This window comes from Pantoea sp. X-Soil-MYKO-1785, from assembly GCF_059730675.1.
In genome coordinates, this window is sequence record NZ_AP036000.1 from 3,588,588 (window position 1) to 3,613,984 (window position 25,397).

The following is a 25,397-nucleotide window of genomic DNA, read 5'->3' on the forward strand; positions in this document are numbered from 1 at the left end:
CTTTTTTTTAACCGGGAAGCCGCTAGAGTTGACTCATCCGACCACTTCGCAGTGAGTGATTATGACCCAGCTCAATCCACACTATCCCGCGCTGTTTACGCCGCTGGACCTTGGCTTTACCCAACTTAAAAACCGTTTTCTGATGGGGTCGATGCACACCGGACTGGAGGAACATCCGCAGGGTGCGGCGCGGCTGGCCGCGTTCTATGGCGAACGGGCGCGTGAAGGGGTGGCGCTGATCGTCACCGGCGGCATCGCTCCGAACCCACAAGGGGTGACAACCGCACACGGCGCAATGCTCACCGATGCGTCACAGTGTGACTGGCACCGGCCGATTACCGCCGCCGTGCACCAGCATCAGAGTAAAATCGCGCTGCAGATCCTGCACACCGGTCGTTACAGCTACCAACCGGATCTGGTCGCACCCTCAGCTTGCCAGGCGCCGATTAATCCTTTTACGCCTCAGGCGATGAGCGATGCCGACATCGAACAGACCATTGCGGATTTTGCCCGCTGCGCCCGACTGGCGCAGCAGGCAGGTTACGATGGCGTAGAGATCATGGGATCGGAAGGCTACCTGATTAACCAGTTTCTGGTTAAGCATACCAATCAGCGCACCGATCGCTGGGGCGGTGACTTCAGCCAGCGTATGCAGTTCGCCCTGGCGATCACCCGCGCGGTCCGTGCCGCCACGGGTGAGGCCTTTATCATTATTTTCCGCCTGTCGATGCTGGATCTGATCAAGGACGGCAGCACGCTGGAAGAGACGTTGCAGCTGGCGGCCGAGCTGGAGCAGTGTGGCGTGACGCTGTTCAACACCGGCATTGGCTGGCATGAGGCGCGCATTCCGACCATCGCCACCTGCGTGCCGCGTGCGGCGTTTGCCTGGGTGACGCAGCGCCTGCGTGAGCAGGTAAAGGTGCCGGTGATCGCCACTAACCGTATTAATCATCCCGCCGTCGCCGAGCAGCTGTTGCAGTCAGGCTGCGCCGATATGGTGTCGATGGCGCGCCCTTTTCTGGCCGATGCCGCCTTTGTCAGTAAAGCGCAGCGTGGTGACGATAACAGCATCAATACCTGTATTGCCTGTAATCAGGCCTGCCTCGACCAGGTTTTTGCCGGCAAGATCACCTCATGCCTGGTCAATCCTCGCGCCTGCCATGAGTCACTGATGCCGGTGGTCGCCACCACCGCGTCACGCCGTCTGGCGGTGGTCGGAGCCGGTCCCGCCGGGATGGCGTTTGCGCTGCAGGCGGCGCAGCGTGGCCATCAGGTGACGCTTTACGATGCCGCGCCCGACATTGGCGGCCAGTTCAATATTGCCCGGCAGATCCCCGGTAAAGCGGAGTTCAGCGAAACGCTGCGCTATTTCCGCCATCAGCTGGCGGCGGCGGGCGTAAAGGTCATCACCGGTTGCCGGGTCGAGGCTGACCAGCTCAGCGCCGCCGATGAAGTGATCCTGGCGACCGGCATTCAGCCGCGCACCCCGGCAATTCCCGGCATCGACCATCCCTGCGTGCTGAGCTACCTTGAGGTATTACGCGACAAACGCCCGGTTGGCGCGCGCGTCGCGATTATTGGCGCGGGTGGAATTGGTTTTGATACTGCGGAATATCTGTCCCAGCCGCCGCATCAGGATGAGCTGGCCGCGTTCTACAGCGAATGGGGCATCGATCGCAGCCTGAGCCAGCGTGGCGGCCTGATAACGCCGCAGCCGCCTGCCGCTGCCCGACAGATCTGGCTGTTGCAGCGCCGGGCCGGTAAACCGGGCGCATCGCTGGCTAAAACCACCGGCTGGATCCATCGCACCAGCCTGCAGGCGCGCGGCGTGCAGATGTGGGGCGGCGTAGAGTATCTGGCGATTGATGATGCCGGACTGCATCTGAAACGCGACGGCGAAACGCTGCTGTTAGCGGTCGATAACGTGATTATCTGCGCCGGGCAGGAACCGCAGCGCGAACTGGAAGCTGCGCTGCGGGCAAGAGGTCAAACGGTCACGCTGATTGGCGGGGCGGATGTGGCGCAGGAACTGGATGCGCGCCGCGCCATCGCGCAGGCGACGCAGCTGGCGCTCAGCATCTGATTAGCGCATTTTCACCGCACGCAGCACCACGAACTTCTGGTTCGAGGCGACCAGCGTGCAGTTGCCAAACAGCTTTTTCAGTTTGTGGTGATAATCGAGGTGGCGGTTGCCGACAATGCGCAACTCGCCGCCATATTGCAGGCAGCGTTTTGCATCGCGGAACATCTGCCACGCCAGATGATCGGTAACCGCATGCTGCTGATGGAATGGCGGGTTGCACAGCACCGCGTGCAGACGATCGGAAGGATAGCCACTCAGCACGTTATTGACGCGGAACTGGCAGCGGGTTAAATCCTCAGGCCGGTTAACTTCCACGTTACGCTGGCTGGAGGCGACCGCCATGTAGGACTCATCAAGGAAATGCACCTCGGCCAGCGGGTTCTGCTCCAGCGCCACCAGCCCTACCACGCCGTTGCCACAGCCGAGATCGACAATCTCGCCCTCAATATTTTCCGGCAGATGCTGCACAAACAGTCGCGCCCCGATATCCAGCGACGCACGTGAGAACACGTTGGCGTAGTTGTGAATCTGATAAGGGGTGCCATCCAGCGGCCAGACCAGCGTTGGCTCTGCGTCACGCAGCGCGGGCTGGGTGAACTGGCTGTAAATCAGCCGCGCTTTTTTCCACGCCAGCGAAGTGCGGGTTTCACCGATAACCTGTTCAAACAGCTGCAGCGTCGAATTATGGATCTCTTTGGCACGCGCCGCGGCCAGGATTACCGTCTCTGGCGTCGCCACCTGACGGATCGCGCGCAATTGATGTTCCAGCAGCGCCAGCGTTTTCGGCACCTTGATCAGCACCGCGGCCGGAGCGGCTGGCAGCGCAGCCAGGCTATCGAGGAAATGGACCTCGCCGTCATCCAGCGCGTTTAACGCCAGGTTCTGACGTGTCGCCTGCTGGCTCAGCCAGGAGTCGCTGACGTGCCAGACGGTACGCGGATTGAGCGCGCAGGTTAACGCACCAAAGCTGTCGTTAACCACCAGCACCGGGCCATCGGGCAGCGTCTGCTGCAACAGATATTCATCAGCCGCATCCCAGGCTTGTAATGGACTTTCGTCACGCATCTGCGGGAAACGATGCAGGATCAGTGTGCGATCGTTCAGTTCAAGTTGGCTCATGAATTCTCCGGCGTGGTACACTTTGATTGATTTTCGCCCCAAAAACGGGGGCGCAGTATACTGTCTTTCGTCGGGAATCCCTAATGTCCTCACTGATCTACCTGCAGGGTTATCCTGCCCCCATTCTTGAGCAGGTGCAGACGTTGATCACTCATCAGCGTTTAGGCGCGTTTCTGCAGCAACGTTATCCCGACACGCACGACGTGATGAGTGATAAAGCGCTGTATGACTACACGCTGGCGCTAAAAAACCGCTACATGCGCAACGCGCCACCGATCAGTAAAGTGATCTGGGATAACAAGATTAAGGTAATGAAACATGCGCTGGGTTTGCATACCGCCATTTCGCGGGTGCAGGGCGGCAACCTGAAGGCCAAGGCCGAAATTCGTATTTCGACCTTTTTCCGCCTCGCGCCGGAACCCTTTCTGCGGATGATCGTGGTGCATGAGCTGGCGCACCTGAAAGAAAAGGATCACGACAAAGCGTTCTACCAGCTCTGCTGCCATATGGAGCCGGATTACCACCAGCTCGAATTTGATGCCCGCCTGTGGATGACCGATCAGGCGATGCGCGGCAACGCGGCTTAAAGAAACTCCTGCGCTTTCTGGATCAGGCTGGTTTTAGTCAGCGCCCCAAGAAAGCGCCGTTCCTGCGGATTGTTCAGCACCGGCAACCGCTCCAGCGTCACCGCCGCAAACGCTTCCCAGCCCTCACGCATACTCTGATTCTGATAAACCACCGGAAACTCGTCATCCATCACGCACTGCACCGGTGAGTCGAGCGTGATCTCCTGCGCCAGCACCCGCCGTGAAATCTCATGGATCGACACCACGCCCAGAAACGCCCCGTTTTCATTGATCACATAGACGTAGCGTTCCCGCTTCAGCGAACTGACCGCCAGCGCCTGGCCGACCGACTCATGGGGCTGCAACGCCGCACCGGCAATGATCAGCTCAGCGATGCGCATATTATCGAAATCGTATTTGGCTTCGGACCGGTTGAAGTGATGACTCACTACCGGGTAGGTGCTGGTCGATTGCAGCCGGTAGACCACCATCGACGCCAGCACCGAGGCGATCATCAGCGGGAACAGCAGGCTGCTATTGAGCGTCATCTCCAGCACCATCAGCATCGCCATTAACGGAGCCTGACTGACGGCGGCCAGCACCGCCGCCATGCCAATCGCGGCATAGAGCAGCACGTTGCCGAGCGGCAAATGCAGTGCTGCGCCGCCGCTGGCGATAATTACCCCCAGCAGCGCACCAATCAGCAACGACGGGGTAAACAGGCCGCCGACCGCATTCGATCCCACCGACAGGCTGGTGGCGAGCGTTTTCAGCAACAGCAACAGCAGCAGGCCTGGCAGCAGATAGTGGCCCGCCATCACCTTAACGATCACTTCGTAGCCGTTACCGAGAATATCGGTGGAAATCAGCGCCAGTAAACCGACCGCGACGCCACCCGCGCCGAGCCGCAGCGGCAGCGACGCCACCCGGCTGAATAGCCGCTTGCTGCGGGCAATCAGCTTAATCAGCAGCCAGCCGGCCAGGCCAGCAACCAGACCAATCACCACCGTCATCAGCAGGCTGCTGAGATCCATCTGGAAACTGGCTTCTGCCAGCGGATAAAGCGCACTGCGAAAACCCAGCGACCACATGGTCATCACCGCCACCGCCGAGGCGATGATCAGCGGTATCAGCCGCTGCAACGCTGAAATGCCAAAGGCAATCTCCGCCACAAAAATCGCTGACGCCAGCGGCGCGTGATAGACCGACGACAGACCCGCGGCCGCTGCCATCGCCACCACGTCACTGTTTTTCAGGTTAAGCGACGCCGGTAACAGCCGGCCAATCGCGCTGCCGCACAGCGCCGACAGCTGCACCATCGGCCCCTCTTTCCCTATCGACGCGCCGCTACCGATACTGGCAATCGAAGATAAGGCGCGAAAAAGCGAGGTTTTGGTCGGAACCGCATCGAGACGGGCATTTATCACCTCAAGATAGTCGGTTTTAACCGTCTGCTGCTGCTCAATGGCGACCGCGTAGCGCAGAAAATAACCCGCCAGCACCCCGCCGCCGCCCACCAGCAGCGGCCAGAAAATCCACGGCCAGAGGTGTACCGATTCGGTGATTTCGCCGCCGCTGGCGAACAGCAGATGATTAATCAGTTCGATAACGCCACGAAACGCCAGCGTCACCAGCGAGGCCGCGCATCCGACCGGAATGGCAATCAGTACGGTGGTCCAGTTTAATGCGTGCTTGCTTGCTTTCACCTGCGCTCCCTGGTTTGTCCCTGAAAATCATCGCGCCATCATATTATTGGAATGCGGATCGCAGGATCAATGCCTGCCCGGCTGGACCCATTGCACCCGGCCGGAGAGATGTTACTCTGCCGCTTTACTACTGCCGGAGAGATGACGTGATTCGTTTTGCCATTGTGGGAACAAATTGGATTACACGCCAGTTTATTGATGCCGCCCATGAAACCGGGGCGATGAAACTGTGTGCGGTCTATTCACGCAGTCAGCAGCAGGCCGAGGCGTTTAGCCACGATTATCCCTGCCAGCAGACCTTTACCTCGCTGGAGGCGCTGGCCGCCAGCCCGCAGATTGATGCGGTCTATCTTGCCAGCCCTAATGCCCTGCATTGTCAGCAGGCGCTGCTGTTTTTATCGCACGGCAAGCATGTGATTTGTGAGAAACCGCTGGCCTCTAATCTGCAGGAAGTGGAGGCGATGATCGCCTGCGCCCGCCAGCATCAGGTGGTGCTGTTTGAGGCCTTTAAAACCGCCAGCCTGCCTAACTTCCTGCGGCTGCAACAGGCGCTGCCTGAGGTCGGCAGGCTGCGTAAAGCGTTGCTGAGCTACTGCCAGTACTCCTCACGTTATCCGCGCTATCTCAACGGTGAAAACCCCAACACCTTTGATCCGCGCTGGTCTAACGGTTCGATTATGGACATTGGCTATTATTGCCTGGCGTCGGCGGTGGCGCTGTGGGGCGCACCGCAGCGGGTGCAGGCCAGCGCCACCCTGCTGGAAAGCGGCGTGGATGCGCACGGCGTCGTGGTGCTGAGCTACGGCGATTTTGACGTGACGATCCTGCACTCTAAGGTGAGTGATTCCTCACTTCCGAGTGAAATTCAGGGCGAAGCGGGCACGCTGGTGATTGAGAAACTCTCCGAGTGTCAGAAGCTGACCTTTATTCCGCGCGGTGCGGAAAAGCAGGCGCTAAGCCAGCCGCAGCATATCAATACCATGCTGTATGAAGCCGAAACCTTTGTCCGGCTGGTTGAACAGCGCCAGGTGGACCATCCGGCACTGGAGGTTTCACGTATTACCGCCGCGCTGCTGACCGAAATTCGCCGCCAGACCGGGGTGATTTTTCCGGCCGATCGGCCAGCAGTGTAAATATTTCTAAATATTAACAACAACGATTGATTCCTGTTCGGCTAAGCCGTAACTTACGCTCCTGCAAAGGGGAGTAACTTGTAAGCTGATCGATCGTCACTACGTTGCGTAAGCATCCGGTCATCAGGCAACCCGGAATCTATTCTGTGTTGTAAGTGAGACCTTGCCGGAAGGCGAGGTTTGCTTACACCAAAAATAAGCGGCTGACGTCTTCTGACTTCAGCCGTTTTTTTTATTTTTCAGACAGGATACGAATATGCAAACTGTGGGTACGCCATTACTCTGGGGCAGCTTTGCGGTTGTGGTGCTGATCATGCTGGCCATCGACCTGCTGTTGCAGGGACGCCGCGGCGCGCAGACCATGACGTTTAAACAGGCGGCCGTCTGGTCGTTAATCTGGGTGTCAGTTTCACTGCTGTTCAGCGCCGCGTTCTGGTGGTATCTGGAAGGCAGCGCCGGCCGTGAAGTCGCCAACACCCAGACCCTCGCCTTTTTGACCGGTTACGTGCTGGAAAAAGCGCTGGCGGTGGACAATGTCTTCGTCTGGCTGATGCTGTTCAGCTACTTCTCGATTCCGGCGAACCTGCAGCGTCGCGTATTGATCTACGGGGTATTAGGTGCCATCGTGCTGCGTACCATCATGATCTTCGCGGGCAGCTGGCTGGTAACGCAGTTTAGCTGGATCCTCTATGTCTTCGGGGCGTTCCTGCTGTTTACCGGTGTTAAAATGGCGCTGGCAAAAGAGGACGATCATGCGGTCGGCGACAAGCCGGTGGTGCGCTGGCTGCGTAAACATTTGCGCATGACCGACGCGCTTGAAGGCGAGAAGTTCTTCACCCGTAAAAATGGCGTGCTGTTTGCGACACCGCTGCTGCTGGTGCTGATTATGGTGGAGCTGAGCGACGTTATCTTCGCCGTCGACAGTATTCCTGCCATCTTCGCGGTGACCACCGATCCGTTTATCGTGCTGACATCAAACCTGTTCGCGATTCTCGGTTTGCGCGCCATGTACTTCCTGCTGGCGAACGTGGCCGAGCGCTTCTCGATGCTGAAATATGGCCTGGCGATCGTGCTGGTGTTCATCGGCTTTAAGATGCTGATTGTCGATCTCTACCATATTCCGGTTGGTATCTCCCTCAGCGTGGTCGGCCTGATCCTGGCGTCAACGCTGCTGATTAATGCCTGGGTTAACCGCAAAAGAGACCAGAAAAAGCTGACACCATAATTACCTACAGGGGCAGCGGATGCCCCTGTTTTATTTTGCAGCTGCGTGCAGCGACATTTCATACCTCTGTCACACTTCCCATATCCAGCATAATAAAAATCCGACAGCGGCCACACTGGCAGAATTATCTCTTTTCTCATCCGATCTTTTCCTTATACTCCGCCGGGCAAACCGCTTTAGCCGATGCAAAACATCGCCGCTAAAACTACATCCGCGACAAAATATAGAAAACACTATGCAGAAAACTCTCTCCTCACGTCTGGGCGCACTGTTCGCAGGCAGCCTGGTGAAGCAAATCATGATTGGGCTGGCTGCCGGTGTGGCGCTTGCCTGGATTTCTCGCGATGCGGCACTGGCCGTTGGACTGCTGGGCGAACTGTTTGTCAGTGCGCTGAAAGCGGTGGCCCCGTTGCTGGTACTGATGCTGGTAATCGCCTCGATCGCTAACCACCAGCAGGGCCAGAAAAGCAATATCCGGCCGATTATCATGCTCTATCTGCTGAGTACCTTTTTCGCCGCCGTGGTGGCCGTGGTGTTCAGCCATCTGGTGCCACAGACGCTGACGCTGGCGGTCGGCAGCACCGAAATCACCCCGCCTTCCGGCATCACCGAAGTGTTACGCGGTTTGCTGATGAGCATGGTGGCGAACCCGATCACCGCGCTGATGAACGCCAACTACATCGGCATTCTGGTCTGGGCGATTGGCCTCGGGCTGGCTTTTCGTCACAGCAGCGACACCACCCGCAACTTACTGAATGATGCCTCTCACGCGGTGACCTGGCTGGTACGATGCGTTATCCGCTGTGCGCCGATCGGTATTTTCGGTCTGGTGGCATCGATTCTCGCCTCTACCGGTTTTGGCGCACTGTGGCAATACGCCCATCTGCTGACGCTGTTAATCGGCTGCATGTTGCTGATGGCGCTGGTGGTTAATCCGCTGCTGGTGTTCTCTAAAATTCGTCGTAACCCGTATCCGCTGGTGTTTACCTGCCTGCGCGAAAGCGGCGTCACCGCCTTCTTCACCCGCAGTTCAGCCGCCAATATTCCGGTGAATATGGCGCTGGCGAAACGTCTGGGACTGGATGAGGACACCTACTCGGTTTCTATTCCGCTGGGCGCGACTATCAGTATGGCGGGCGCATCAATCACCATTACGGTCCTGACGCTGGCGGCGGTGCATACGCTGGGTATCAGCATTGACGTCCCATCCGCGATTCTGCTCAGCCTGGTCGCCTCGCTATGTGCCTGTGGCGCGTCCGGCGTGGCGGGCGGTTCGCTGCTGCTGATCCCGGTGGCCTGTAATATGTTTGGCATCCCCAACGATCTGGCGATGCAGGTAGTGGCGGTCGGCTTCATTATTGGGGTATTGCAGGACTCGGCGGAAACCGCACTGAACTCCTCAACCGACATCCTGTTTACCGCCGCGGTCTGTCAGGCTGAAGCCGAACGCGAAACCAGCCGGGCTTAATCTTTCTGATAGCTCACCAGCTCAAAGAGCGGGTGGCAGAGTCCGAAAAGCAAAGCGTCCCGCCGTCCGGATAAAAACGCCGGGCGCGTTTTTGAACCACGCCAGGCGTTGGCCCGGCTACGGGCGCACCTCAGGGATGAGGTGCGTAATCGCGCGGGCCGGGCGGGTCATGGATGACGGCCTTTGCGATCTGACCGTGTTCCCTGCGCAAGCTCAGTCTCAGCGCCACGGAGCCGGACTTTTTCAACGATCTTAAACGACCCGCACTTTATTTTTACAACGTCACTCCACTTTTGAAGATCGCCAGTTCACGGAAATCATTCTTTTCGTTGTTGGTCTGTTTGCCATTGGCAATCGCCACAATGGTATCCACGAAATCTTCCAGCATTTGATCCATGCTCATGCCATCAATCAGCCGTCCGGCATCAAAATCGATCCAGTGTGGCTTTTTCCCGGCCAGCGGCGTGTTGGTCGCCAGCTTCACCGTCGGGACAAAACCGCCATACGGCGTGCCGCGGCCGGTACTGAACAGCACCATGTGACAGCCGGCACCCGCCAGCGCGCTGGTTGCCACCGCATCGTTGCCCGGCGCGCTCAGCAGGTTGAGGCCTGGCGTTTTTAACCGTTCGCCATACTTCAGCACATCCACCACCTGGCTTTGTCCGGCTTTCTGGGTGCAGCCGAGCGACTTCTCTTCCAGCGTGGTGATGCCGCCCGCTTTGTTGCCTGGCGATGGATTCTCGTAGATCGGCTGATGATGATCGATAAAGTACTGCTTGAAGTCATTAATCATCGCCACCGTTTTGCCGAAGATCGCTTCATCACGGCAGCGGCTCATCAGAATGCGTTCGGCACCAAACATCTCCGGCACCTCGGTCAGCACGGTGGTGCCGCCATTGGCGATCATCTGGTCAGAGAAGCGACCCAGCAGCGGGTTGGCGGTAATACCGGAAAAGCCATCCGAGCCGCCGCACTCGAGACCAAATTTCAGCTCACTGAGCTTGCCGGGCTGACGCTGGTCATGCCGCATTTTTTCATACAGCGCATGCAGCCGTTCCACCCCGGCTTCCACTTCATCGTCGTGCTGCTGACAGACCATAAACTCCACCCGGTCGCTTTCAAACGCGCCGAGGGTGTCACGGAAGGTATCAACCTGATTATTTTCGCAGCCCAGACCAATCACCAGCACCGCACCCGCATTCGGATGACGCACCATATTTTGCAGCATGGTGCGGGTGTTTTCGTGATCCTGACCGAGCTGAGAGCAGCCAAAGGTGTGGCTGAACAGGAAGACGCCATCAATATCTTCCGCCTGCTGCGTCTCTTTCAGGAAACGTTGCAGGATCTGCCGGGCGATGCCGTTAACGCAGCCGACGGTTGGCAGGATCCACAATTCATTGCGAATACCGACTTCACCGTTAGGGCGACGGTAGATCTGCACCTCACGATCGCCCGGCTGTGGCGGAATGGCCACGAAGTCGGGCTGATACTGATAGTGATCCAGATCGCTGAGGTTGGTGCGGGCGTTCTGTGAATGGATCAGCTCTCCGGCAGCAATCGGCTGGGTGGCGTGGGCGATCGGCAGACCATATTTGATCACCAGTTCGCCTTTGGCGATCGGCTGCAGGGCAAACTTATGCCCGCGCCCGATAGCCTGTTGCAGCGCCACTGAATGCGCCGGGAGTTCTGTGGTGACGCCGGCGTCTAAGTCACGCAACGCCACGGCGACGTTGTCGCGGGAATGTATTTTAATTGCGTCTTGCATAGCGTTATCTCAGTTGACTCAGCGCCTCACGCATGCCGTGGGCGATGATGTTTTGCAGGTGTCGGGTCACCACAGCCACCAGATCGGGCCGCTGGGTTAAATCTTCGCCCCAGTGCTGCGCATCACTCAGGATGCTGCGCACCAGTTGCTCTGGCGAAAGCTGATCGGCCTGTAGCGCCGTCCAGCCTTCGGCGTAGCGCTGCAGCCAGTGTGCATCATCCTGCAACGGCCAGCTTTTCCCGGCTGATTCGCCGCGATAAAAAGCGATCAGCGCCGCCAGGGCAAAGGTGATGCGAGTCGGCCACTCGCCGTTCTGCTGCTGCGCAGCCAGCAGCGGCGTCAGCAGGCGGGTGCGGAATTTGGTCATGCCGTTCAGCGCAATCGACAACAGCGCATGGCGAATAAACGGATTGCGGAAGCGACGCTGTACCGCGTCGGCAAAGGCGTGCAGTTCGTTCGCGGGCAGGTCGAGCGTCGGAATGACCTCGTCGCGCAGCAGCGCGTCCACGAAGCCGGCAATCGCCGGATCGTCCATCGCCTCGCCCACGCTCTCCAGCCCGGCAAGAAAGGCCACCGGCACCATCGCGGTGTGCGCGCCGTTGAGGATCGCCACCTTCTGCGCTTTGTACGGCGCAATGTCATCGACGTGTCGCACCTGGGGTGCCAGCGCGTCCAGCTTCAGCTCGCTAAACAGCGCCGACGGCCCCTGAATAACAAACTGGTAGTAGACTTCGCCCGCCACCAGATAGCGATCTTCATAGCCCAGCTCCGCCTCAATCTGCGCGCTTTCGGCCGGAAAGCCGGTGACGATGCGATCCACCAGCGTGTTATAGAAGGCGCAATGCTGGTTGATCCAGCGGTTAAATTCGGCGGGCAGCTGCCAGTGCTCAGCGTAGCGCAGCACCAGATCGCGCAGCGTATCGCCGTTGTGGTCAATCAGTTCGCACGGCACCACCAGCCAGCCTTTATCGCTGGCGCCCTCAAAGTGGCAAAAGCGCGCCCACAGCAGCTGGGTCAGCTTACCAGGGAAGCTGCTGGCAGGCTGGTCGGTGAGCCGATCGCGGCCGTCAAAAGCGATCCCTGCCTCGGTAGTATTCGAAAACACCATGCGCAAATCGGGGTTGTGCGCCAGCGCCATAAAATCATCGAACTGCTGATAAGGCTGAATCTCGCGGTTCAGGCTGCGAATCAGCCGGGTTTCGCTCACTGACTCGCCCCGATCGTTCAGGCCGCGAATCAGCGTAGTGTAAAGCCCGCCCTGCTGATTCAGGCTGTCGCTGACCTCACGGTTACGCGGCCGCACCACCACGATCCCGGCATCGGTGCCCTGGTGCTGGTTAAGCCAGTCAATCTGCCAGTCGATAAACGCCCGCAGAAAGTTTCCTTCACCGAACTGGATCACCCGATCGCGATAAACCGCACCCGGGAAGTCGTGCCGATTGAGCCTTTTCATCGTTAAGCTCCCAGCTCAATGCCGAAGTAATCGCGGGCATTGTTGAAGCAGATGTTTTGCACCATCTCGCCTAACAGCGCTTCATCCGCTGGCGCTTCGCCCTGCTCTACCCAGCGACCGATCATCTGGCACAGCAGACGACGGAAATATTCGTGGCGGGTGTAAGAGAGGAAGCTGCGGCTGTCGGTCAGCATCCCGACAAAGCGACTCAGCAAACCAATCTGCGCCAGCTGGGTCATCTGGCGCTGCATGCCATCCAGCTGATCGTTGAACCACCAGGCGGAACCAAATTGCATCTTGCCCGCCAGGCCTTCACCCTGGAAGTTGCCGGCCATGGTCGCCAGCACTTCGTTGTCGCGCGGATTAAGGCAGTAGAGAATGGTTTTTGGCAGCGCATTATTCAGATTCTGCGCCCCCAGCAGCCGGGCAAGCGGTTCAGCCAGCGGCTGATCGTTAATCGAGTCGAAGCCCACATCCGGCCCTAACAGCTGATACTGACGCGGGTTGGTGTTGCGTAACGCGCCAATGTGATACTGCTGCACCCAGCCGCGGCGGGCATATTCACTGCCCAGCCACACCAGCACTGCGGTTTTGAACTGGGCGGTCTCCTGCGGATTGGGTGCCGTGCCGCTGCGGCGGCGCGCCAGAATTCCATCCAGCGTGGCGTCATCCGCTTCGGCATAACAGACCACGTCCAGCGCGTGATCGGAAACTTTACAGCCGTGCGCCGCAAAATGATCCAGCCGCTGATAGAGCGCGCTGCGCAGATCGTCAAAACGCTGCACGCTGATGTCGGTCAGCTGCTCCAGCGTCTCAATCCACGGCAGGAAGGTTTCCGCTTCAATATTGAATGCTTTGTCCGGTCGCCAGCTCGGCAGCACTTTGACGGCAAAGCTGCTGTCCTGCGCCAGTGCGTGATGATGACGCAGATCGTCCAGCGGATCGTCGGTGGTGCCGACCATTTTCACCTTCATCTGCTGCATGATGCCGCGGGTGGTAAAGCTGTCCTGCGCCAGCAGTTCGTTGCAGCGATGCCAGATGTTATCCGCGGTCTTTTCCGACAGCAGCGTATCGGTAATTCCGAAAGGCCGGCGTAATTCCAGATGGGTCCAGTGATAAAGCGGGTTGCCGATGGTATGCGGCACGGTACGCGCCCAGGCGTCAAACTTTTCACGATCGCTGGCGTCGCCGGTACACAACGCCTCCGGTACGCCGTTGGCGCGCATTGCCCGCCATTTGTAGTGATCGCCTTTCAGCCAGATGTCGTAAAGGTTAGCGAAGCGATAATTTTCGGCAATCTGCTGCGGCGGCAGATGGCAGTGATAGTCGAAAATCGGCTGATCCTTCGCATAGTCGTGATAAAGGCGACGGGCGAACTCGTTATCCAGCAAAAAATCCTCGGTCATAAAACGCGACATACACACTTCCTCATCTACTGAACCGCTAATGGCTCAAAGTTATCATACCAATTTCAGCGCGCTGCGGATTTATTTGCGATCCTGCTCACATAAACGACGTTGCCTGCCGACGGTTATGGACACTTTTGTCGCCTGTAGCGTGCTAAATGGCTGTCATTTCGCAGGTTTCCAGTATCCCACAGCGCAGAAAGGGTTTTTGTGATGGCTCTCAACTTTTAAAGTTGTATAACAAGTTAGGCTCTCGCTCCATCGTGAGGGCGTTTTGACTCACAAACGGCAAGGTCATTAATGGTCGCTCAGACAGGACCTGCGGGCGTGAGCAGAGCTGCATCACGAGCTGTCCCGCTCCAGATAACAACAGCGGCATGACCGCATACAGAACTGGAAGAGGTAGAGGATGCGTAAAATCAAAGGGTTACGCTGGTACATGATTGGACTGGTGACGCTCGGCACGGTGTTAGGGTATCTGACCCGCAACACCATCGCGGTGGCGGCCCCCACCTTACAAACTGAACTGCATATCACCACCCAGCAGTACTCCTACATCGTCGCGGCCTATTCAGCCTGTTATACGCTGATGCAGCCTGTGGCGGGCTACGTGCTCGATCTGCTGGGCACCAAAATCGGTTATGCGGTGTTTGCCGTGCTGTGGGCCATCTTCTGCGCTGCCACCGCAATGGCCGGTAGCTGGGGCGGCTTTGCGCTGGCTCGCGGTGCGGTGGGTGCGGCAGAAGCGGCGATGATCCCGGCGGGTCTGAAAGCCAGCAGCGAATGGTTCCCGGCTAAAGAGCGCTCGGTGGCGGTTGGCTATTTTAACGTCGGTTCGTCAATCGGGGCGATGCTGGCACCGCCGCTGGTGGTGTGGGCGATTATGGCCCACAGCTGGCAGATGGCGTTTATCATCACCGGCGTGCTGAGCATGGCGTGGGCGCTGTGCTGGCTGGTGTTTTACAAGCACCCGAAACAGCAGACTAAACTCAGCGATGAAGAGCGCGACTACATCATTTCCGGTCAGGAAGCGCAGCATCAGACCGGCAACACCCGCAAAATGTCGGCGCTGGAAATTATCCGTAACCGGCAGTTCTGGGGGATTGCGCTGCCGCGCTTCCTGGCTGAACCCGCCTGGGGCACCTTCAATGCCTGGATCCCGCTGTTCATGTTCAAGGCTTACGGTTTCAATCTGAAAGAGATCGCGATGTTCGCCTGGATGCCGATGCTGTTCGCCGATTTTGGCTGCATCCTCGGCGGTTATCTGCCGCCGCTGTTCCAGCGCTGGTTTGGCGTCAATCTGATCGTCTCACGTAAACTGGTGGTCACCATGGGTGCGGTGCTGATGATTGCGCCGGGTACTATCGGGCTGTTTACCAGTCCGTACGTGGCCATCGCCCTGCTGTGCGTCGGCGGTTTTGCTCATCAGGCACTTTCTGGCGCCCTGATTACCCTCTCCTCTGACGTTTTCGGCCGCAATGAAGTGGCGACCGCTAACGGCTTAACCGGCATGGCCGCCTGGACAGCCAGCACCATGTTTGCGCTGGTGGTGGGGGCGCTGGCCGACACGCTCGGCTTCAGCCCACTGTTTGCCGCGCTGGCGGTATTCGACCTGTTGGGCGCGGTGGTGATCTGGACAGTGCTGAAAAACAAACCGGTTTCGGAGCTTACGCCTACCGTAACCGCACCGCCTGCCGCGGTGGCCCGCAGTTAGTCTTCCGGGCTGGCGCAAGCCAGCCCATTTCCTCGCCCGTCGCAAAGTGGTATAACAACTCTCTGTTTGCTACCTGGACTGTGCTATGGACCTCACTGAATCCCGTCGACTCTATCAACAGCTGGCCAGCGAGCTGAAACGCCGCATTGAAGCCGGAATCTACCCGATCGGCGAGAAACTGCCGGCCGAGCGTCTGATTGCTGAAGAGATGGAAGTGAGCCGCACCGTGGTCCGTGAAGCGATCATCATGCTGGAAGTCGAAGGCTATGTTGAGGTACGCAAGGGCTCGGGCATCCACGTGATGGCCAGCCAGCAGCAGAACCGCATTGCACCGACCAGCAGCCAGCTGGAATTCGCCACCTTCGGCCCGTTCGAGTTACTGCAGGCACGCCAGCTGATTGAAAGTAACGTGGCCGAGTTCGCCGCCACCCAGGTAACCCGTCAGGATATTATCGACCTGATGGCGATTCAGGAAAAAGCCCGTCAGGAAGATCATTTTCGTGATTCCGAATGGGATATGCAGTTCCACGTTCGTATTGCCCAATCCACTCAGAACAGCGCGTTAGCCGCCATCGTTGAAAAAATGTGGCTGCATCGCCTGCACAATCCCTACTGGCTCAAACTCCACGAGCATATCGACCAGCGCAGCATCCTCAGCTGGTGCGACGACCATGATCAAATCCTTAAAGCTCTGATGCGCAAAGATCCGGCCGCCAGTAAACTGGCGATGTGGCAACATCTGGAAAATACTAAACAGATGCTGTTCAATGCCACGGCGGATGATTTCGAATTTAACGTCGACCGTTACATGTTCGGGGAAAATCCGGTCATCCTGCCAGACGGGTCAAATAACGCCCGTTAACGGCGGTGGAAAAGCGCCCGGCATGGTCAGTTAATCTGCAATAGTGTCAGGTCATGTAAAGCTCCTTTTTACACGCCGTTTCACAAGGTAAAACTCCTGTTCGCCGAACAGTTTTCCTGTTTCGGGTGGGTGATTTTTGTTACAGTTATCGCCCTTTTCTTACCCTTTGCGACAGGGGTTTATAAAGTCGCTGATTTAACGATCAATTCTGGAAGGATCCGGAAAATCCTGCCCAGGCTGCGCGCCTAAAATTTACAACTAAATGCCAGTCTGTGCTCAAGTCCTGTGGGACATGTTTAACAATGATGTTCAGGAAAGATTGATGGATATTTTGCAAGCGTTGCTGCATGCCTTGTGGCAACAGGATTACGAAACGCTTTCCGACCCCACGCTGGTATGGGCCATTTACGGCGTGCTGTTTATGATTTTGTTTCTGGAAAATGGCCTGCTCCCCGCCGCCTTTTTGCCGGGCGACAGTCTGCTGATTCTGGTCGGCGTGCTGATTGCTAAAGGCACCATGAGTTTTCCCTTAACCATTCTGGTATTGACGACCGGCGCCAGCCTCGGCTGCTGGGTGAGTTATATTCAGGGGCGCTGGCTCGGCAATACGCCGACGGTGCAAAAATGGTTATCCCATCTGCCCGCGCAATATCATCTGCGCGCTCACAGCCTGTTTCACCGGCACGGTTTATCGGCGCTGCTGATTGGCCGCTTTATCGCCTTTGTCCGCACCCTGCTGCCGACCATCGCCGGATTATCCGGCCTGAGCAACGCCCGCTTTCAGTTCTTCAACTGGGTCAGCGCTTTCCTCTGGGTAGTGATTTTAACCGTGCTGGGCTTTGCACTGGGCAAAACGCCGATTTTCCGCCGTTATGAGGATGAACTGATGTTCTTCCTGATGATGCTGCCGCTGGCGCTGCTGGTGTTTGGCCTGGTGGGATCGCTGGTGGTTTTATGGCGTAAACGACAGGCGGATCAAAACGGGAAAGCGGAGTAATGAAATTACTACAGGCTATTCCTAAACGGTGGATGCCGTGGTTGATTGCTGGCGTTTTTGCGCTGATTGCCATCGGCGTTGCGCCGACGCTGATGCGCCATGAAACGGTGGTGCAGATTCGCGTTTCCCACGCCGGTGCCACTCTGCCCGACGGCTTCTACCTTTATCAACAGCTGAGCGCCCAGGGGATTCGCATTAAGAGCATTACCCCGGCCGGCGACGCGCTGATCATTCATTTCGACAGTGAAGAACAGAGTCTGGCCGCGCAAAAAGTTCTGCGCCGTCTGCTGCCTCAGGGCTTTATTGTGGCGCAACACGAACAGTCTCAACGCCTGTCGCTGGCGTAATCTCCTTTTCCTCGCTGTTATCACCTCAGGGCGTGTCGCCGGCGGGCACGCTCTGAAGTGAACTCTATCTCCCGGTGTTCTTTGAACTTTTTACCGCTGATGTCTATGCTTAACCGAGAGTTGATTCTCAGCACGCAGCGCCAGCGGATTCGCGGCGTGGTGATGGGTCAGGTAGCAACGGAAGGTACAAAGCCTGATGAAATATCAAGTATTACTGGGAATCGCGCTGTTCTCGCTGTCAGGATCGTTGCTGGCGGCAGAATCACTGTGTCAGCAGAAAGAGCAGGACATTCAGCGCGAGATTGAGGTGGCGCAGAAGCATAACAATCAGCGTCGCGTTAACGGTCTGGAGCGCGCACTGACCGAGGTGCGTGCCGACTGCACTGACAAGAAGCTTGAAGCTGCGCATCTGGAAAGAATTAACGCTCAGAAGCAGAAAGTTGCTGAGCGCGAACACGAACTCAGGGAAGAGCGTGATGAGGGCCATGACAAGGAGAAGATTGCTAAGCGAGAACAAAAACTGGATGACGCGCGCCGGGAGCTGAAGAAGTTACAGGCGGAGCCCTATTAATCGGAATTAATCTACTGATGTTAAAGGAGTATTTTATGTCTAAAGACACATCATCGGAACATTTGCGTGCTGAACTGAAAAACCTTGCTGACACCCTCGAAGAGGTGCTGAGCAGCAGCACTGAGAAATCCAAAGGCGAGCTGGATAAGCTGCGTAACAAAGCGCGTGTGGCGCTGGACAGCTCACGTGAGCGCTTAGGCGAATCAAGCGAGCGCATCGCTGCCACTACCCGCGAAGCCGCGCAGAAAGCGGAAGGCTACGTGCGTGAAAATCCATGGCAGGGTGTTGGTATCGGTGCAGCGATTGGCGTCGCACTGGGCATCCTCATTTCGCGTCGTTAATCATGGCAGATTCACAGCATAACCACGGCCCGGCTAAAGGGGTCATTAACATTGGTCAGCGTATCGTTACCACGCTGGTTGGTATGGTTGAGACGCGCGTTCGTCTGGCAGTGGTGGAACTGGAAGAAGAGAAAGCGAACCTGATACAGCTGCTGTTGATGGTTGGCCTGACGATGCTGTTCACCGCTTTTGGCCTGATGAGTCTGATGGTATTGATCATCTGGGCCGTGGATGCGCAGTATCGTCTGATGGCCATCGGGATCACCACCGGGACGCTGTTCCTGCTGGCGATTATCCTCGGACTCTGGACGCTACGTAAATCACGTCAGTCCACGCTGTTGCGCCACACGCGCAAAGAGCTGGATACTGACCGCAGCTTACTTGAGGATCAGCGTTAATGAGCCGCCGCGAGCGTGAAGAACGCATCCATGAACTGCTTAAGCATGTGCAGCAGCAGCGGCTTGATCTCAGCGCTGCGCGCCGTGACTGGCTGGAAGGGACCGCCCATTACGACCGCGGCTGGTTTGCTTTCCTCAGTTTACGTCGCTATCTGGCGATCGGCAGCAGCGCGCTGGCGATCTACTCGATTCGCAGTCCCAACATGCTGTTACGCTGGGCAAAACGCGGGTTTGGCGCCTGGAGTACCTGGCGCATGATTAAATCCGCCCTGCCGCCGCGTTAATCCTGCTTAAAGCCGGTCCTGAAAAGACCGGCTTCTCTTCATCAGAATTTCTGAAAAACATCGACAGTTTATATCGCTTACAACCTTTCCGCGCCGCGACTATTATCTCCAGCTATCAACCCAATGAATGGCAGCACAGCTTTCAGCGGGAATAAACCCTGCGGGCAACGGTCCTGCAATATTTATAGCGCTGGAGTAAATGATGAAAAAATTCGAAGATACTGGTTTGTTGCTGGCTCGCATCCTGATGCCAATCCTGTTTATTACCGCGGGCTGGGGCAAAATCACCGGTTATGCGGCAACCCAACAGTATATGGAAGCGATGGGCGTGCCTGGCATAATGCTGCCGCTGGTTATCCTGCTCGAATTCGGCGGCGGCCTGGCGATTCTGTTCGGTTTCCTGACCCGCTTTACCGCGCTGTTTACTGCCGGTTTCACCATCCTGACGGCGTTCCTGTTCCACAGTAACTTTGCCGAAGGCGTAAACCAGCTGATGTTTATGAAGAACCTGTCGATTGCCGGCGGCTTCCTGGTGTTAGGTCTGGTGGGTCCGGGCGCTTACAGCATCGACCGCCTGCTGAGCAAAAGAAAACCACAGTCTGCGATTGCACGCTAAACTCAGATAAGCATCATCACAGACAGACTTAACAGGGCGAGGAAATAACCTCGCCCTGTTTGCATTGGAGGCAATATGGGACAGCTAATTGACGGTGTCTGGCATGACACCTGGTACGACACCAAATCGACCGGCGGACGCTTCAAGCGTTCAGCCTCTGCCTTTCGCAACTGGGTCACGGCTGACGGCAGCGCCGGCCCGGACGGTAAAGCGGGATTCACCGCTGAGCGTGAGCGCTATCATCTCTATGTGTCGCTGGCCTGCCCGTGGGCGCACCGCACCCTGCTGATGCGTCAGCTTAAAGGGCTGGATAGCATGATTGATGTGTCAGTGGTGCACCCGCTGATGCTGGAAAATGGCTGGACCTTCGACGATGAGTTTGAGCAGGCAACCGGCGATAAGCTCTATCAGAATGAGTTTCTCTATCAGCTCTATCTGCACGCCGATCCACACTACAGCGGCCGCGTGACGGTGCCGGTATTGTGGGACAAGCAGCAGAACACCATCGTCAGCAATGAATCAGCCGATATCATCCGGATGTTCAACAGCGCGTTTGATGCGGTTGGTGCCCGGGCCGGTGACTATTACCCCCCTGACCTGCGTGAAAAAATCGATGAGCTGAACGGCTGGATTTATGACACGGTGAATAACGGCGTCTACAAGGCGGGCTTCGCCACCTCACAGTCGGCCTATGATGAAGCGGTCACCGCGCTGTTTCATTCACTGTCACGGCTGGAGCAGATCCTCGGCCAGCACCGTTACCTGACTGGCGATCGGCTGACCGAAGCGGATCTGCGCCTGTGGACCACGCTGGTGCGTTTCGATCCGGTCTACGTCACCCATTTCAAATGCGATCGTCACCGCATCGGTGATTTCATTAATCTCAGCGGCTTTCTGCGCGATATTTACCAGATGCCCGGTATCGCAGAGACGGTTAACCTGCCGCATATCCGCCATCACTACTATTGCAGCCATAAGACCATCAACCCGAACGGCGTGATTTCGCTGGGACCGGCGTTTGACTGGGATGAGCCGCACGGCCGCGGTTAAGCCAGCCTGCTCAATGCGGATCGGATGATGCCAGAGATGTCTCGCCCGATCCGCCGCCGCAGGGGTCAGCGAAAACCGATCAGAATACTGTTTAGCGTGGTGAAAATATCATTCATCAGATCGTGAAAGATCGGCGGGAAGTTATACATCACCAGCAACAGCGATCCGATCCCCAGCGTGATCGAGATAGGAAAACCGATGACGAAAATGGAGAGTTGCGGCGTCAGCCGGTTGAGTAAGCCCAGCGTCAGATTAAGCGCCAGCAACAGCGTAATCACCGGCATGCCAATTCTTAAGCCGCAGCTGAAAATAATCGCCGCCGCCTCGGTTAACAGATAAAAGCCGCTGTTACTGACCGGCGCGGCGCTAACCGGTAGCAGGTTATAGCTGTCGGCCAGCACCTTAATCAGGTAAAGATGCCCATCCAGCGCCAGAAACAGCAGGGTGAAGATCACATTCAGAATTCTGGCCAGCACCGGCATGGTCTGATTGCCGGAGGGATCAAAAAAAGCGGCAAATGAAAGCCCCATCTGCAGGCCGATCACTTCACCGCTATAGCGCATGGCGGCAAAAATAAACTGCACCGTCAACCCGATAGCAGCGCCAATAATCACCTCTTTCAGGGTAATCCATAAGCCGGTTAACGACAGCAGGGCAATCTGGCTGTCCGGCAGGTTTTGCCCGATAAGAAATGCGATCAGCACCGCCAGCCCAATCCTCACTTTCTTTACCGCCACTCTTTCGCTGAAAATCGGCGCGGTAGAAAACAGGGCCAGCGTGCGGGTTAATGGCCAAAAGTAGTGATTAATAAGGTCGGTGATCTCAGGCAGCGGCAGGCTTTGCATAATTTAACGGATTATCGTGGCGATATTACTGAATACGTTGTGCATATAATCCATTAACGTCCCCAGCATCCACGGCCCGAGCACAATAATCACCACGATCACCGTCAGGATCTTGGGAATAAACGACAGCGTTGATTCATTAATCTGGGTGGTGGCCTGTAATATGCTGACGATCAATCCGGTAAACATCGAGCCGAGCAGTAACGGCGCAGCCACCATCAGGGCCACCTTGATTGATTGGAAACCCAGCCCTATTACACTTTCTGGCGTCATTTTATGTCTCGCTTAGCTATAGAAACTTTGTGCCAGTGAACCGAGGATTAACTGCCAGCCATCGACCAGCACAAACAGCATCAGCTTGAAGGGTAACGACATGGTCGCTGGCGGCACCATCATCATTCCCAGCGCCATCAGCACGCTGGCGACCACCAGGTCGATAATCAGAAAAGGCATGAAAATAGTGAAACCAATCTGGAAACCGCTTTTCAGCTCACTGGTGACAAACGCCGGTAGCAGGATACGCATCGGCACCGCATCGCGGCTGGCGTAATTTGGCAGCCTGGCGATACGGGTAAACAGGGCCAGATCGGTCTGGCGGGTCTGCTCAAACATAAAATTACGCATCGGCAGCGCCCCTTTTTCCAGCGCTTCCTGCAGGGTGATCTTATCCTGAGAAAGCGGCAGCCAGGCATTATCGTAAACCTGGGAGAGCACCGGCGACATGACAAAAAAAGTCAGAAACAGCGCCAGTCCAAGCAGCACCTGATTCGGTGGAGAAGAGGCGGTGCCTAAAGCGTTTCGCAGCAGCCCCAGCACGATGATGATCCGGGTAAAACCGGTCATCATTAACAGCACGGCAGGCAGCAGCGTCAACGAGGTTAACAGCACCAGCGTCTGCACCGGCAGCGACCAGTTTTCGCCGTGCGCGCCATGTCCAATCAGAATATCGCCGTTAGCGGCCCAGGCTGAACGCGAACAGAGCAGCATCAGCAGCAGTAGCGGCACCAGACGGCCGATCCAGCCCGTGGCGCGTTTCATCCGCGATTCCCCGATTTTTTAGTGAGACTGCGCAACAGCATCTGCTGGAAATTGCTGGTAGTCGCGTCATCCTCCTCGTCAGGCGCGTGGTACTTATCCATTTCGGTCAGCAGCGTAATGCCGCTCGGCGTGACGCCTAGCAGTAACCAGCGATCGGCGACTTCGACAATCACCACCCGCTCGCGCTGGCCCAAAACAAAACTGTGTTTAATTTCCAGCAAACCTTTGCCGCTGGACAGCGCGCCTCCCCACCGACTGCGGCGCAGCAGCAAGGCGGCAATCACAATCGTTATCACCACCAGCGATAATGCACCACTGATGTTCAGCAACATTGATCCGGTCGACGCCGTTTCATTTAACAGCGGAATAGCCTGGATGTGGGCGGGGATCGCGGTATTCATTATCGACTCAGTCGCTGCATTCTTTCTGAAGGCGTAATAATATCGGTAATGCGAACGCCAAATTTATCCGACACCACCACCACTTCGCCCTGGGCAATCAGATAGCCGTTGATCAAAATATCCAGCGGCTCACCGGCCAGTCCCTCAAGCGGAACCACTGATCCCTGACTCAGGCGCAACAGTTCTTTAATTGTCATTTTGGTGCGGCCTAATTCCACGGTCATTTTTACCGGGATATCCAGCACCAGATTCAGATCCTCTGACAAACTTACCAGCGGTTCTTCTTTCGTCAGCGCCGGGGTGGCAGCGCTGCTTTCAACAGCCAGTTGCTCACTCATGGCTTCACCCCAGAGATCGTCAACGGCCTGCTCGTCAGTACCGGTTGGCAGAATGGTGTCACTCATTCGTTATTTTTCCTTGTTGAAAGGTAATAAAGAGGGCGCGAAAATGTCGTCAATTTTAATCGCCAGCTGTTTATTAAGCAGACCATATTTACCGCTAAAAACAGGATGTCCGTCTGAATAGACCTGAATGACATCAGGCTTATCCAGTGAAATGACATCCCCTTTCTTTAAATTCATAATTCGGGAAACATGGGTAGGAATTTCCGCCAGTCTGGCCACCAAATCCAGTTCAGTATCCCGTACCTGATGCGATAAGGTACTGTGCCATTGCTCATTTTCATGACGTGAATGTTCACGCGGTGGATTGGTTAACAGCTCACGCAGCGGCTCAATAATGCTGAACGGAATACAGATATCCAGCTCCCCGGTGTGCGAGCCTATCTCAATTGAAAATGAGGTGGTCACCACAATGTCATTGGGTGATGAGGTGATATTAGTAAACTTGATCTGCGTTTCTGAGCGTACAAACTGGGTCTGAAGCTTGAATATTGAACTCCATGCCTCATCATACGAGGACTGCGCCATCGACATAATACGTCTGATAATACGCTGTTCTGTCGGCGTAAATTCACGCCCGTCGACCTTGGTCGGAAAGCGCCCATCGCCGCCAAACAGGTTATCCACCGCCATCGACACCAGGTGGGGTGAGAAAGCGAAGAGCGCGGTACCGCGCAGCGGATTCATATGCACTAAATTAAGATTAGTGGGAACCGGTAAATTACGCGCAAATTCATGGTAAGGCTGAATACGGATAACGCCAGCGGTGACGTCCGGGTTACGGCGCAGCAGGTTAAACATATCCATCCGAAACTGGCGCGCGAACCGTTCATTAATGATTTCAAGCGACTGCATACGATCGCGAATAACACGACGCTGCGTATTAGGGTCATAGGGTCTGATCTCGTCATCCCCTGATGTTGCCTTAACATTTTCACTTTCTGCGCTGTTGCCGCCATTTAAAAGACGGTCAATTTCAGCCTGAGATAATATACTGTCAGACATAGTTTCTACCGTATAATAAAGGCATTAAATAATACGTCATCAACTGTTGCGTGGTGCTGATCGGTTAATGGCAGACTCACGACGTCTTTTATTTTCCTGATGAGATCAAGCTTACCCGTCTCGGTTGCCAGTTCAGCCCCGCTTTGCTGAGAAAACAGCAGCAATAAACGGCTGCGAACTTCAGGTAAGAATTGCCCAATCAGCACCTTCGAATCTTCATCTTTTAACCGCAGCGTTAAACCAACATATAACACGCGATCGCTATCATTTTCGACCGGCTTAAGACTGACGGTAAAGGTATCCAGTTCGATATAGATTGGCTGCTTTGCGGCGACATTTTTTTCAGCGGGTTCAGTTTTTTGCGCGGTCTCTTTCTCTGCCTTACCCTGAGACTTTATGGTATTAATTTGGTAAAACATGTAACCAGCCATGCCGCCCAATGCCACAATAATTAACATCAGCAGCAAAATAATTAATGATCGTTTACTTCCGTTTCCAGATGCTTTCTTTTTTGTTTTTGGCATTAGATTTAAATATCCTGTTCACAATCCTGTCAGGTCTGACGTTAAGCGACGTGCTGGATGAGCGGTGCATTCTATTCTA

27 protein-coding genes are annotated in these 25,397 nt (G+C 56.2%); 15 read left to right on the forward strand and 12 right to left on the reverse strand.

The window, feature by feature from the left end; genetic code table 11:
• The first annotated feature begins 61 nt into the window (after nucleotides 1-61).
• A complete protein-coding gene (locus tag AC6I8D_RS16930) occupies nucleotides 62-2,083 on the forward strand; it encodes an oxidoreductase (protein ID WP_312758617.1) in 2,022 nt (673 codons plus the stop codon).
• Here the strand turns inward: AC6I8D_RS16930 and rlmG are convergent, their stop codons facing one another.
• The gene (gene rlmG / locus AC6I8D_RS16935; protein ID WP_312758619.1) at nucleotides 2,084-3,202 is read right to left on the reverse strand and encodes a 23S rRNA (guanine(1835)-N(2))-methyltransferase RlmG; all 1,119 of its coding nucleotides are present in this window, start codon (nucleotides 3,200-3,202) and stop codon (nucleotides 2,084-2,086) included.
• A gap of 83 nt (nucleotides 3,203-3,285) precedes the next feature.
• On the opposite strand from rlmG, the gene AC6I8D_RS16940 reads away from it, so the two are divergent.
• The gene (locus AC6I8D_RS16940; RefSeq protein ID WP_046289263.1) at nucleotides 3,286-3,789 is read left to right on the forward strand and encodes a M48 metallopeptidase family protein; all 504 of its coding nucleotides are present in this window, start codon (nucleotides 3,286-3,288) and stop codon (nucleotides 3,787-3,789) included.
• On the opposite strand, the gene AC6I8D_RS16945 is transcribed toward AC6I8D_RS16940, so the two are convergent.
• Complete coding sequence (locus AC6I8D_RS16945; RefSeq protein ID WP_497820513.1) at nucleotides 3,786-5,474, reverse strand: chloride channel protein; 1,689 nt, start codon at nucleotides 5,472-5,474, stop codon at nucleotides 3,786-3,788. The genes AC6I8D_RS16940 and AC6I8D_RS16945 overlap by 4 nt on opposite strands.
• Nucleotides 5,475-5,620: 146 nt before the next feature.
• Between AC6I8D_RS16945 and AC6I8D_RS16950 the strand changes: the two genes are divergently transcribed.
• The 3 genes from AC6I8D_RS16950 to sstT all read left to right on the forward strand — a co-directional run bounded on the left by AC6I8D_RS16950 (nucleotide 5,621) and on the right by sstT (nucleotide 9,300).
• Nucleotides 5,621-6,607 (forward strand): Gfo/Idh/MocA family protein, encoded by a 987-nt coding sequence (locus tag AC6I8D_RS16950; protein ID WP_497820514.1) that lies wholly within the window; start codon nucleotides 5,621-5,623, stop codon nucleotides 6,605-6,607.
• Nucleotides 6,608-6,863: 256 nt separating this feature from the next.
• Nucleotides 6,864-7,832 carry a TerC family protein gene (locus AC6I8D_RS16955; protein ID WP_312053166.1) on the forward strand — a complete coding sequence of 323 codons (969 nt, stop codon included), beginning with the start codon at nucleotides 6,864-6,866 and terminating at the stop codon, nucleotides 7,830-7,832.
• A gap of 235 nt (nucleotides 7,833-8,067) precedes the next feature.
• Entirely contained in the window at nucleotides 8,068-9,300 is a 1,233-nt protein-coding gene (gene sstT, locus AC6I8D_RS16960; RefSeq protein ID WP_312758624.1) for a serine/threonine transporter SstT, read from the forward strand.
• 274 nt (nucleotides 9,301-9,574) lie between these two features.
• Here sstT and AC6I8D_RS16965 read toward each other — a convergent pair whose 3' ends face one another.
• The 3 genes from AC6I8D_RS16965 to uxaC are packed head-to-tail and all read right to left on the reverse strand — an operon-like array spanning nucleotide 9,575 to nucleotide 13,936.
• The gene (locus AC6I8D_RS16965) at nucleotides 9,575-11,065 is read right to left on the reverse strand and encodes a UxaA family hydrolase (RefSeq protein ID WP_312053169.1); all 1,491 of its coding nucleotides are present in this window, start codon (nucleotides 11,063-11,065) and stop codon (nucleotides 9,575-9,577) included.
• Between the two features lie 4 nt (nucleotides 11,066-11,069).
• On the reverse strand, nucleotides 11,070-12,518 hold the full coding sequence (locus AC6I8D_RS16970; RefSeq protein ID WP_312758626.1) for a tagaturonate reductase: 1,449 nt from the start codon (nucleotides 12,516-12,518) through the stop codon (nucleotides 11,070-11,072).
• Nucleotides 12,519-12,520: 2 nt separating this feature from the next.
• The gene (gene uxaC / locus AC6I8D_RS16975; protein ID WP_312758628.1) at nucleotides 12,521-13,936 is read right to left on the reverse strand and encodes a glucuronate isomerase; all 1,416 of its coding nucleotides are present in this window, start codon (nucleotides 13,934-13,936) and stop codon (nucleotides 12,521-12,523) included.
• A 397-nt stretch (nucleotides 13,937-14,333) separates the two neighbouring features.
• On the opposite strand from uxaC, the gene AC6I8D_RS16980 reads away from it, so the two are divergent.
• From AC6I8D_RS16980 to AC6I8D_RS17025, 10 genes are all read left to right on the forward strand, one after another.
• The gene (locus AC6I8D_RS16980; RefSeq protein WP_312053175.1) at nucleotides 14,334-15,638 is read left to right on the forward strand and encodes an MFS transporter; all 1,305 of its coding nucleotides are present in this window, start codon (nucleotides 14,334-14,336) and stop codon (nucleotides 15,636-15,638) included.
• An 85-nt stretch (nucleotides 15,639-15,723) separates the two neighbouring features.
• A complete protein-coding gene (gene exuR, locus AC6I8D_RS16985) occupies nucleotides 15,724-16,500 on the forward strand; it encodes a transcriptional regulator ExuR (RefSeq protein WP_031377212.1) in 777 nt (258 codons plus the stop codon).
• Between the two features lie 322 nt (nucleotides 16,501-16,822).
• The gene (locus AC6I8D_RS16990; protein ID WP_031377213.1) at nucleotides 16,823-17,497 is read left to right on the forward strand and encodes a DedA family protein; all 675 of its coding nucleotides are present in this window, start codon (nucleotides 16,823-16,825) and stop codon (nucleotides 17,495-17,497) included.
• Nucleotides 17,497-17,844 (forward strand): EnvZ/OmpR regulon moderator MzrA, encoded by a 348-nt coding sequence (gene mzrA / locus AC6I8D_RS16995; RefSeq protein ID WP_497820515.1) that lies wholly within the window; start codon nucleotides 17,497-17,499, stop codon nucleotides 17,842-17,844. The genes AC6I8D_RS16990 and mzrA overlap by 1 nt, the downstream gene beginning before the upstream one ends.
• 196 nt (nucleotides 17,845-18,040) lie before the next feature.
• Entirely contained in the window at nucleotides 18,041-18,415 is a 375-nt protein-coding gene (locus tag AC6I8D_RS17000) for a DUF1090 domain-containing protein (RefSeq protein WP_312053181.1), read from the forward strand.
• Between the two features lie 35 nt (nucleotides 18,416-18,450).
• Nucleotides 18,451-18,756 carry an ElaB/YgaM/YqjD family protein gene (locus tag AC6I8D_RS17005; RefSeq protein ID WP_312053183.1) on the forward strand — a complete coding sequence of 102 codons (306 nt, stop codon included), beginning with the start codon at nucleotides 18,451-18,453 and terminating at the stop codon, nucleotides 18,754-18,756.
• A gap of 2 nt (nucleotides 18,757-18,758) precedes the next feature.
• Entirely contained in the window at nucleotides 18,759-19,154 is a 396-nt protein-coding gene (locus AC6I8D_RS17010; protein ID WP_312053184.1) for a phage holin family protein, read from the forward strand.
• Nucleotides 19,154-19,438 carry a YqjK-like family protein gene (locus AC6I8D_RS17015; protein WP_312053186.1) on the forward strand — a complete coding sequence of 95 codons (285 nt, stop codon included), beginning with the start codon at nucleotides 19,154-19,156 and terminating at the stop codon, nucleotides 19,436-19,438. The genes AC6I8D_RS17010 and AC6I8D_RS17015 overlap by 1 nt, the downstream gene beginning before the upstream one ends.
• 202 nt (nucleotides 19,439-19,640) lie before the next feature.
• Nucleotides 19,641-20,054 (forward strand): DoxX family protein, encoded by a 414-nt coding sequence (locus AC6I8D_RS17020; protein WP_312053370.1) that lies wholly within the window; start codon nucleotides 19,641-19,643, stop codon nucleotides 20,052-20,054.
• A gap of 75 nt (nucleotides 20,055-20,129) precedes the next feature.
• Nucleotides 20,130-21,104: a glutathione S-transferase family protein gene (locus AC6I8D_RS17025; protein WP_497820516.1), complete on the forward strand. Its 975-nt coding sequence runs from the start codon at nucleotides 20,130-20,132 to the stop codon at nucleotides 21,102-21,104.
• A 65-nt stretch (nucleotides 21,105-21,169) separates the two neighbouring features.
• On the opposite strand, the gene fliR is transcribed toward AC6I8D_RS17025, so the two are convergent.
• Genes fliR through fliL form a run of 7 tightly spaced genes read right to left on the reverse strand, consistent with a single transcriptional unit; the run spans nucleotide 21,170 to nucleotide 25,318 of the window.
• A complete protein-coding gene (fliR, locus tag AC6I8D_RS17030; protein ID WP_312758632.1) occupies nucleotides 21,170-21,949 on the reverse strand; it encodes a flagellar biosynthetic protein FliR in 780 nt (259 codons plus the stop codon).
• A 3-nt stretch (nucleotides 21,950-21,952) separates the two neighbouring features.
• A complete protein-coding gene (gene fliQ / locus AC6I8D_RS17035) occupies nucleotides 21,953-22,222 on the reverse strand; it encodes a flagellar biosynthesis protein FliQ (RefSeq protein ID WP_312053190.1) in 270 nt (89 codons plus the stop codon).
• A gap of 12 nt (nucleotides 22,223-22,234) precedes the next feature.
• Nucleotides 22,235-22,987, reverse strand: a complete 753-nt coding sequence (gene fliP, locus AC6I8D_RS17040; RefSeq protein WP_312053191.1) for a flagellar type III secretion system pore protein FliP — start codon at nucleotides 22,985-22,987, stop codon at nucleotides 22,235-22,237.
• Nucleotides 22,984-23,388 (reverse strand): flagellar biosynthetic protein FliO, encoded by a 405-nt coding sequence (gene fliO, locus AC6I8D_RS17045; protein ID WP_312053192.1) that lies wholly within the window; start codon nucleotides 23,386-23,388, stop codon nucleotides 22,984-22,986. The genes fliP and fliO overlap by 4 nt, the downstream gene beginning before the upstream one ends.
• Nucleotides 23,388-23,792, reverse strand: a complete 405-nt coding sequence (fliN, locus tag AC6I8D_RS17050; RefSeq protein WP_312053194.1) for a flagellar motor switch protein FliN — start codon at nucleotides 23,790-23,792, stop codon at nucleotides 23,388-23,390. The genes fliO and fliN overlap by 1 nt, the downstream gene beginning before the upstream one ends.
• 3 nt (nucleotides 23,793-23,795) lie before the next feature.
• A complete protein-coding gene (gene fliM, locus AC6I8D_RS17055; protein WP_312053196.1) occupies nucleotides 23,796-24,794 on the reverse strand; it encodes a flagellar motor switch protein FliM in 999 nt (332 codons plus the stop codon).
• A 5-nt stretch (nucleotides 24,795-24,799) separates the two neighbouring features.
• Complete coding sequence (gene fliL / locus AC6I8D_RS17060; RefSeq protein ID WP_312053198.1) at nucleotides 24,800-25,318, reverse strand: flagellar basal body-associated protein FliL; 519 nt, start codon at nucleotides 25,316-25,318, stop codon at nucleotides 24,800-24,802.
• Nucleotides 25,319-25,397: the final 79 nt, after the last annotated feature.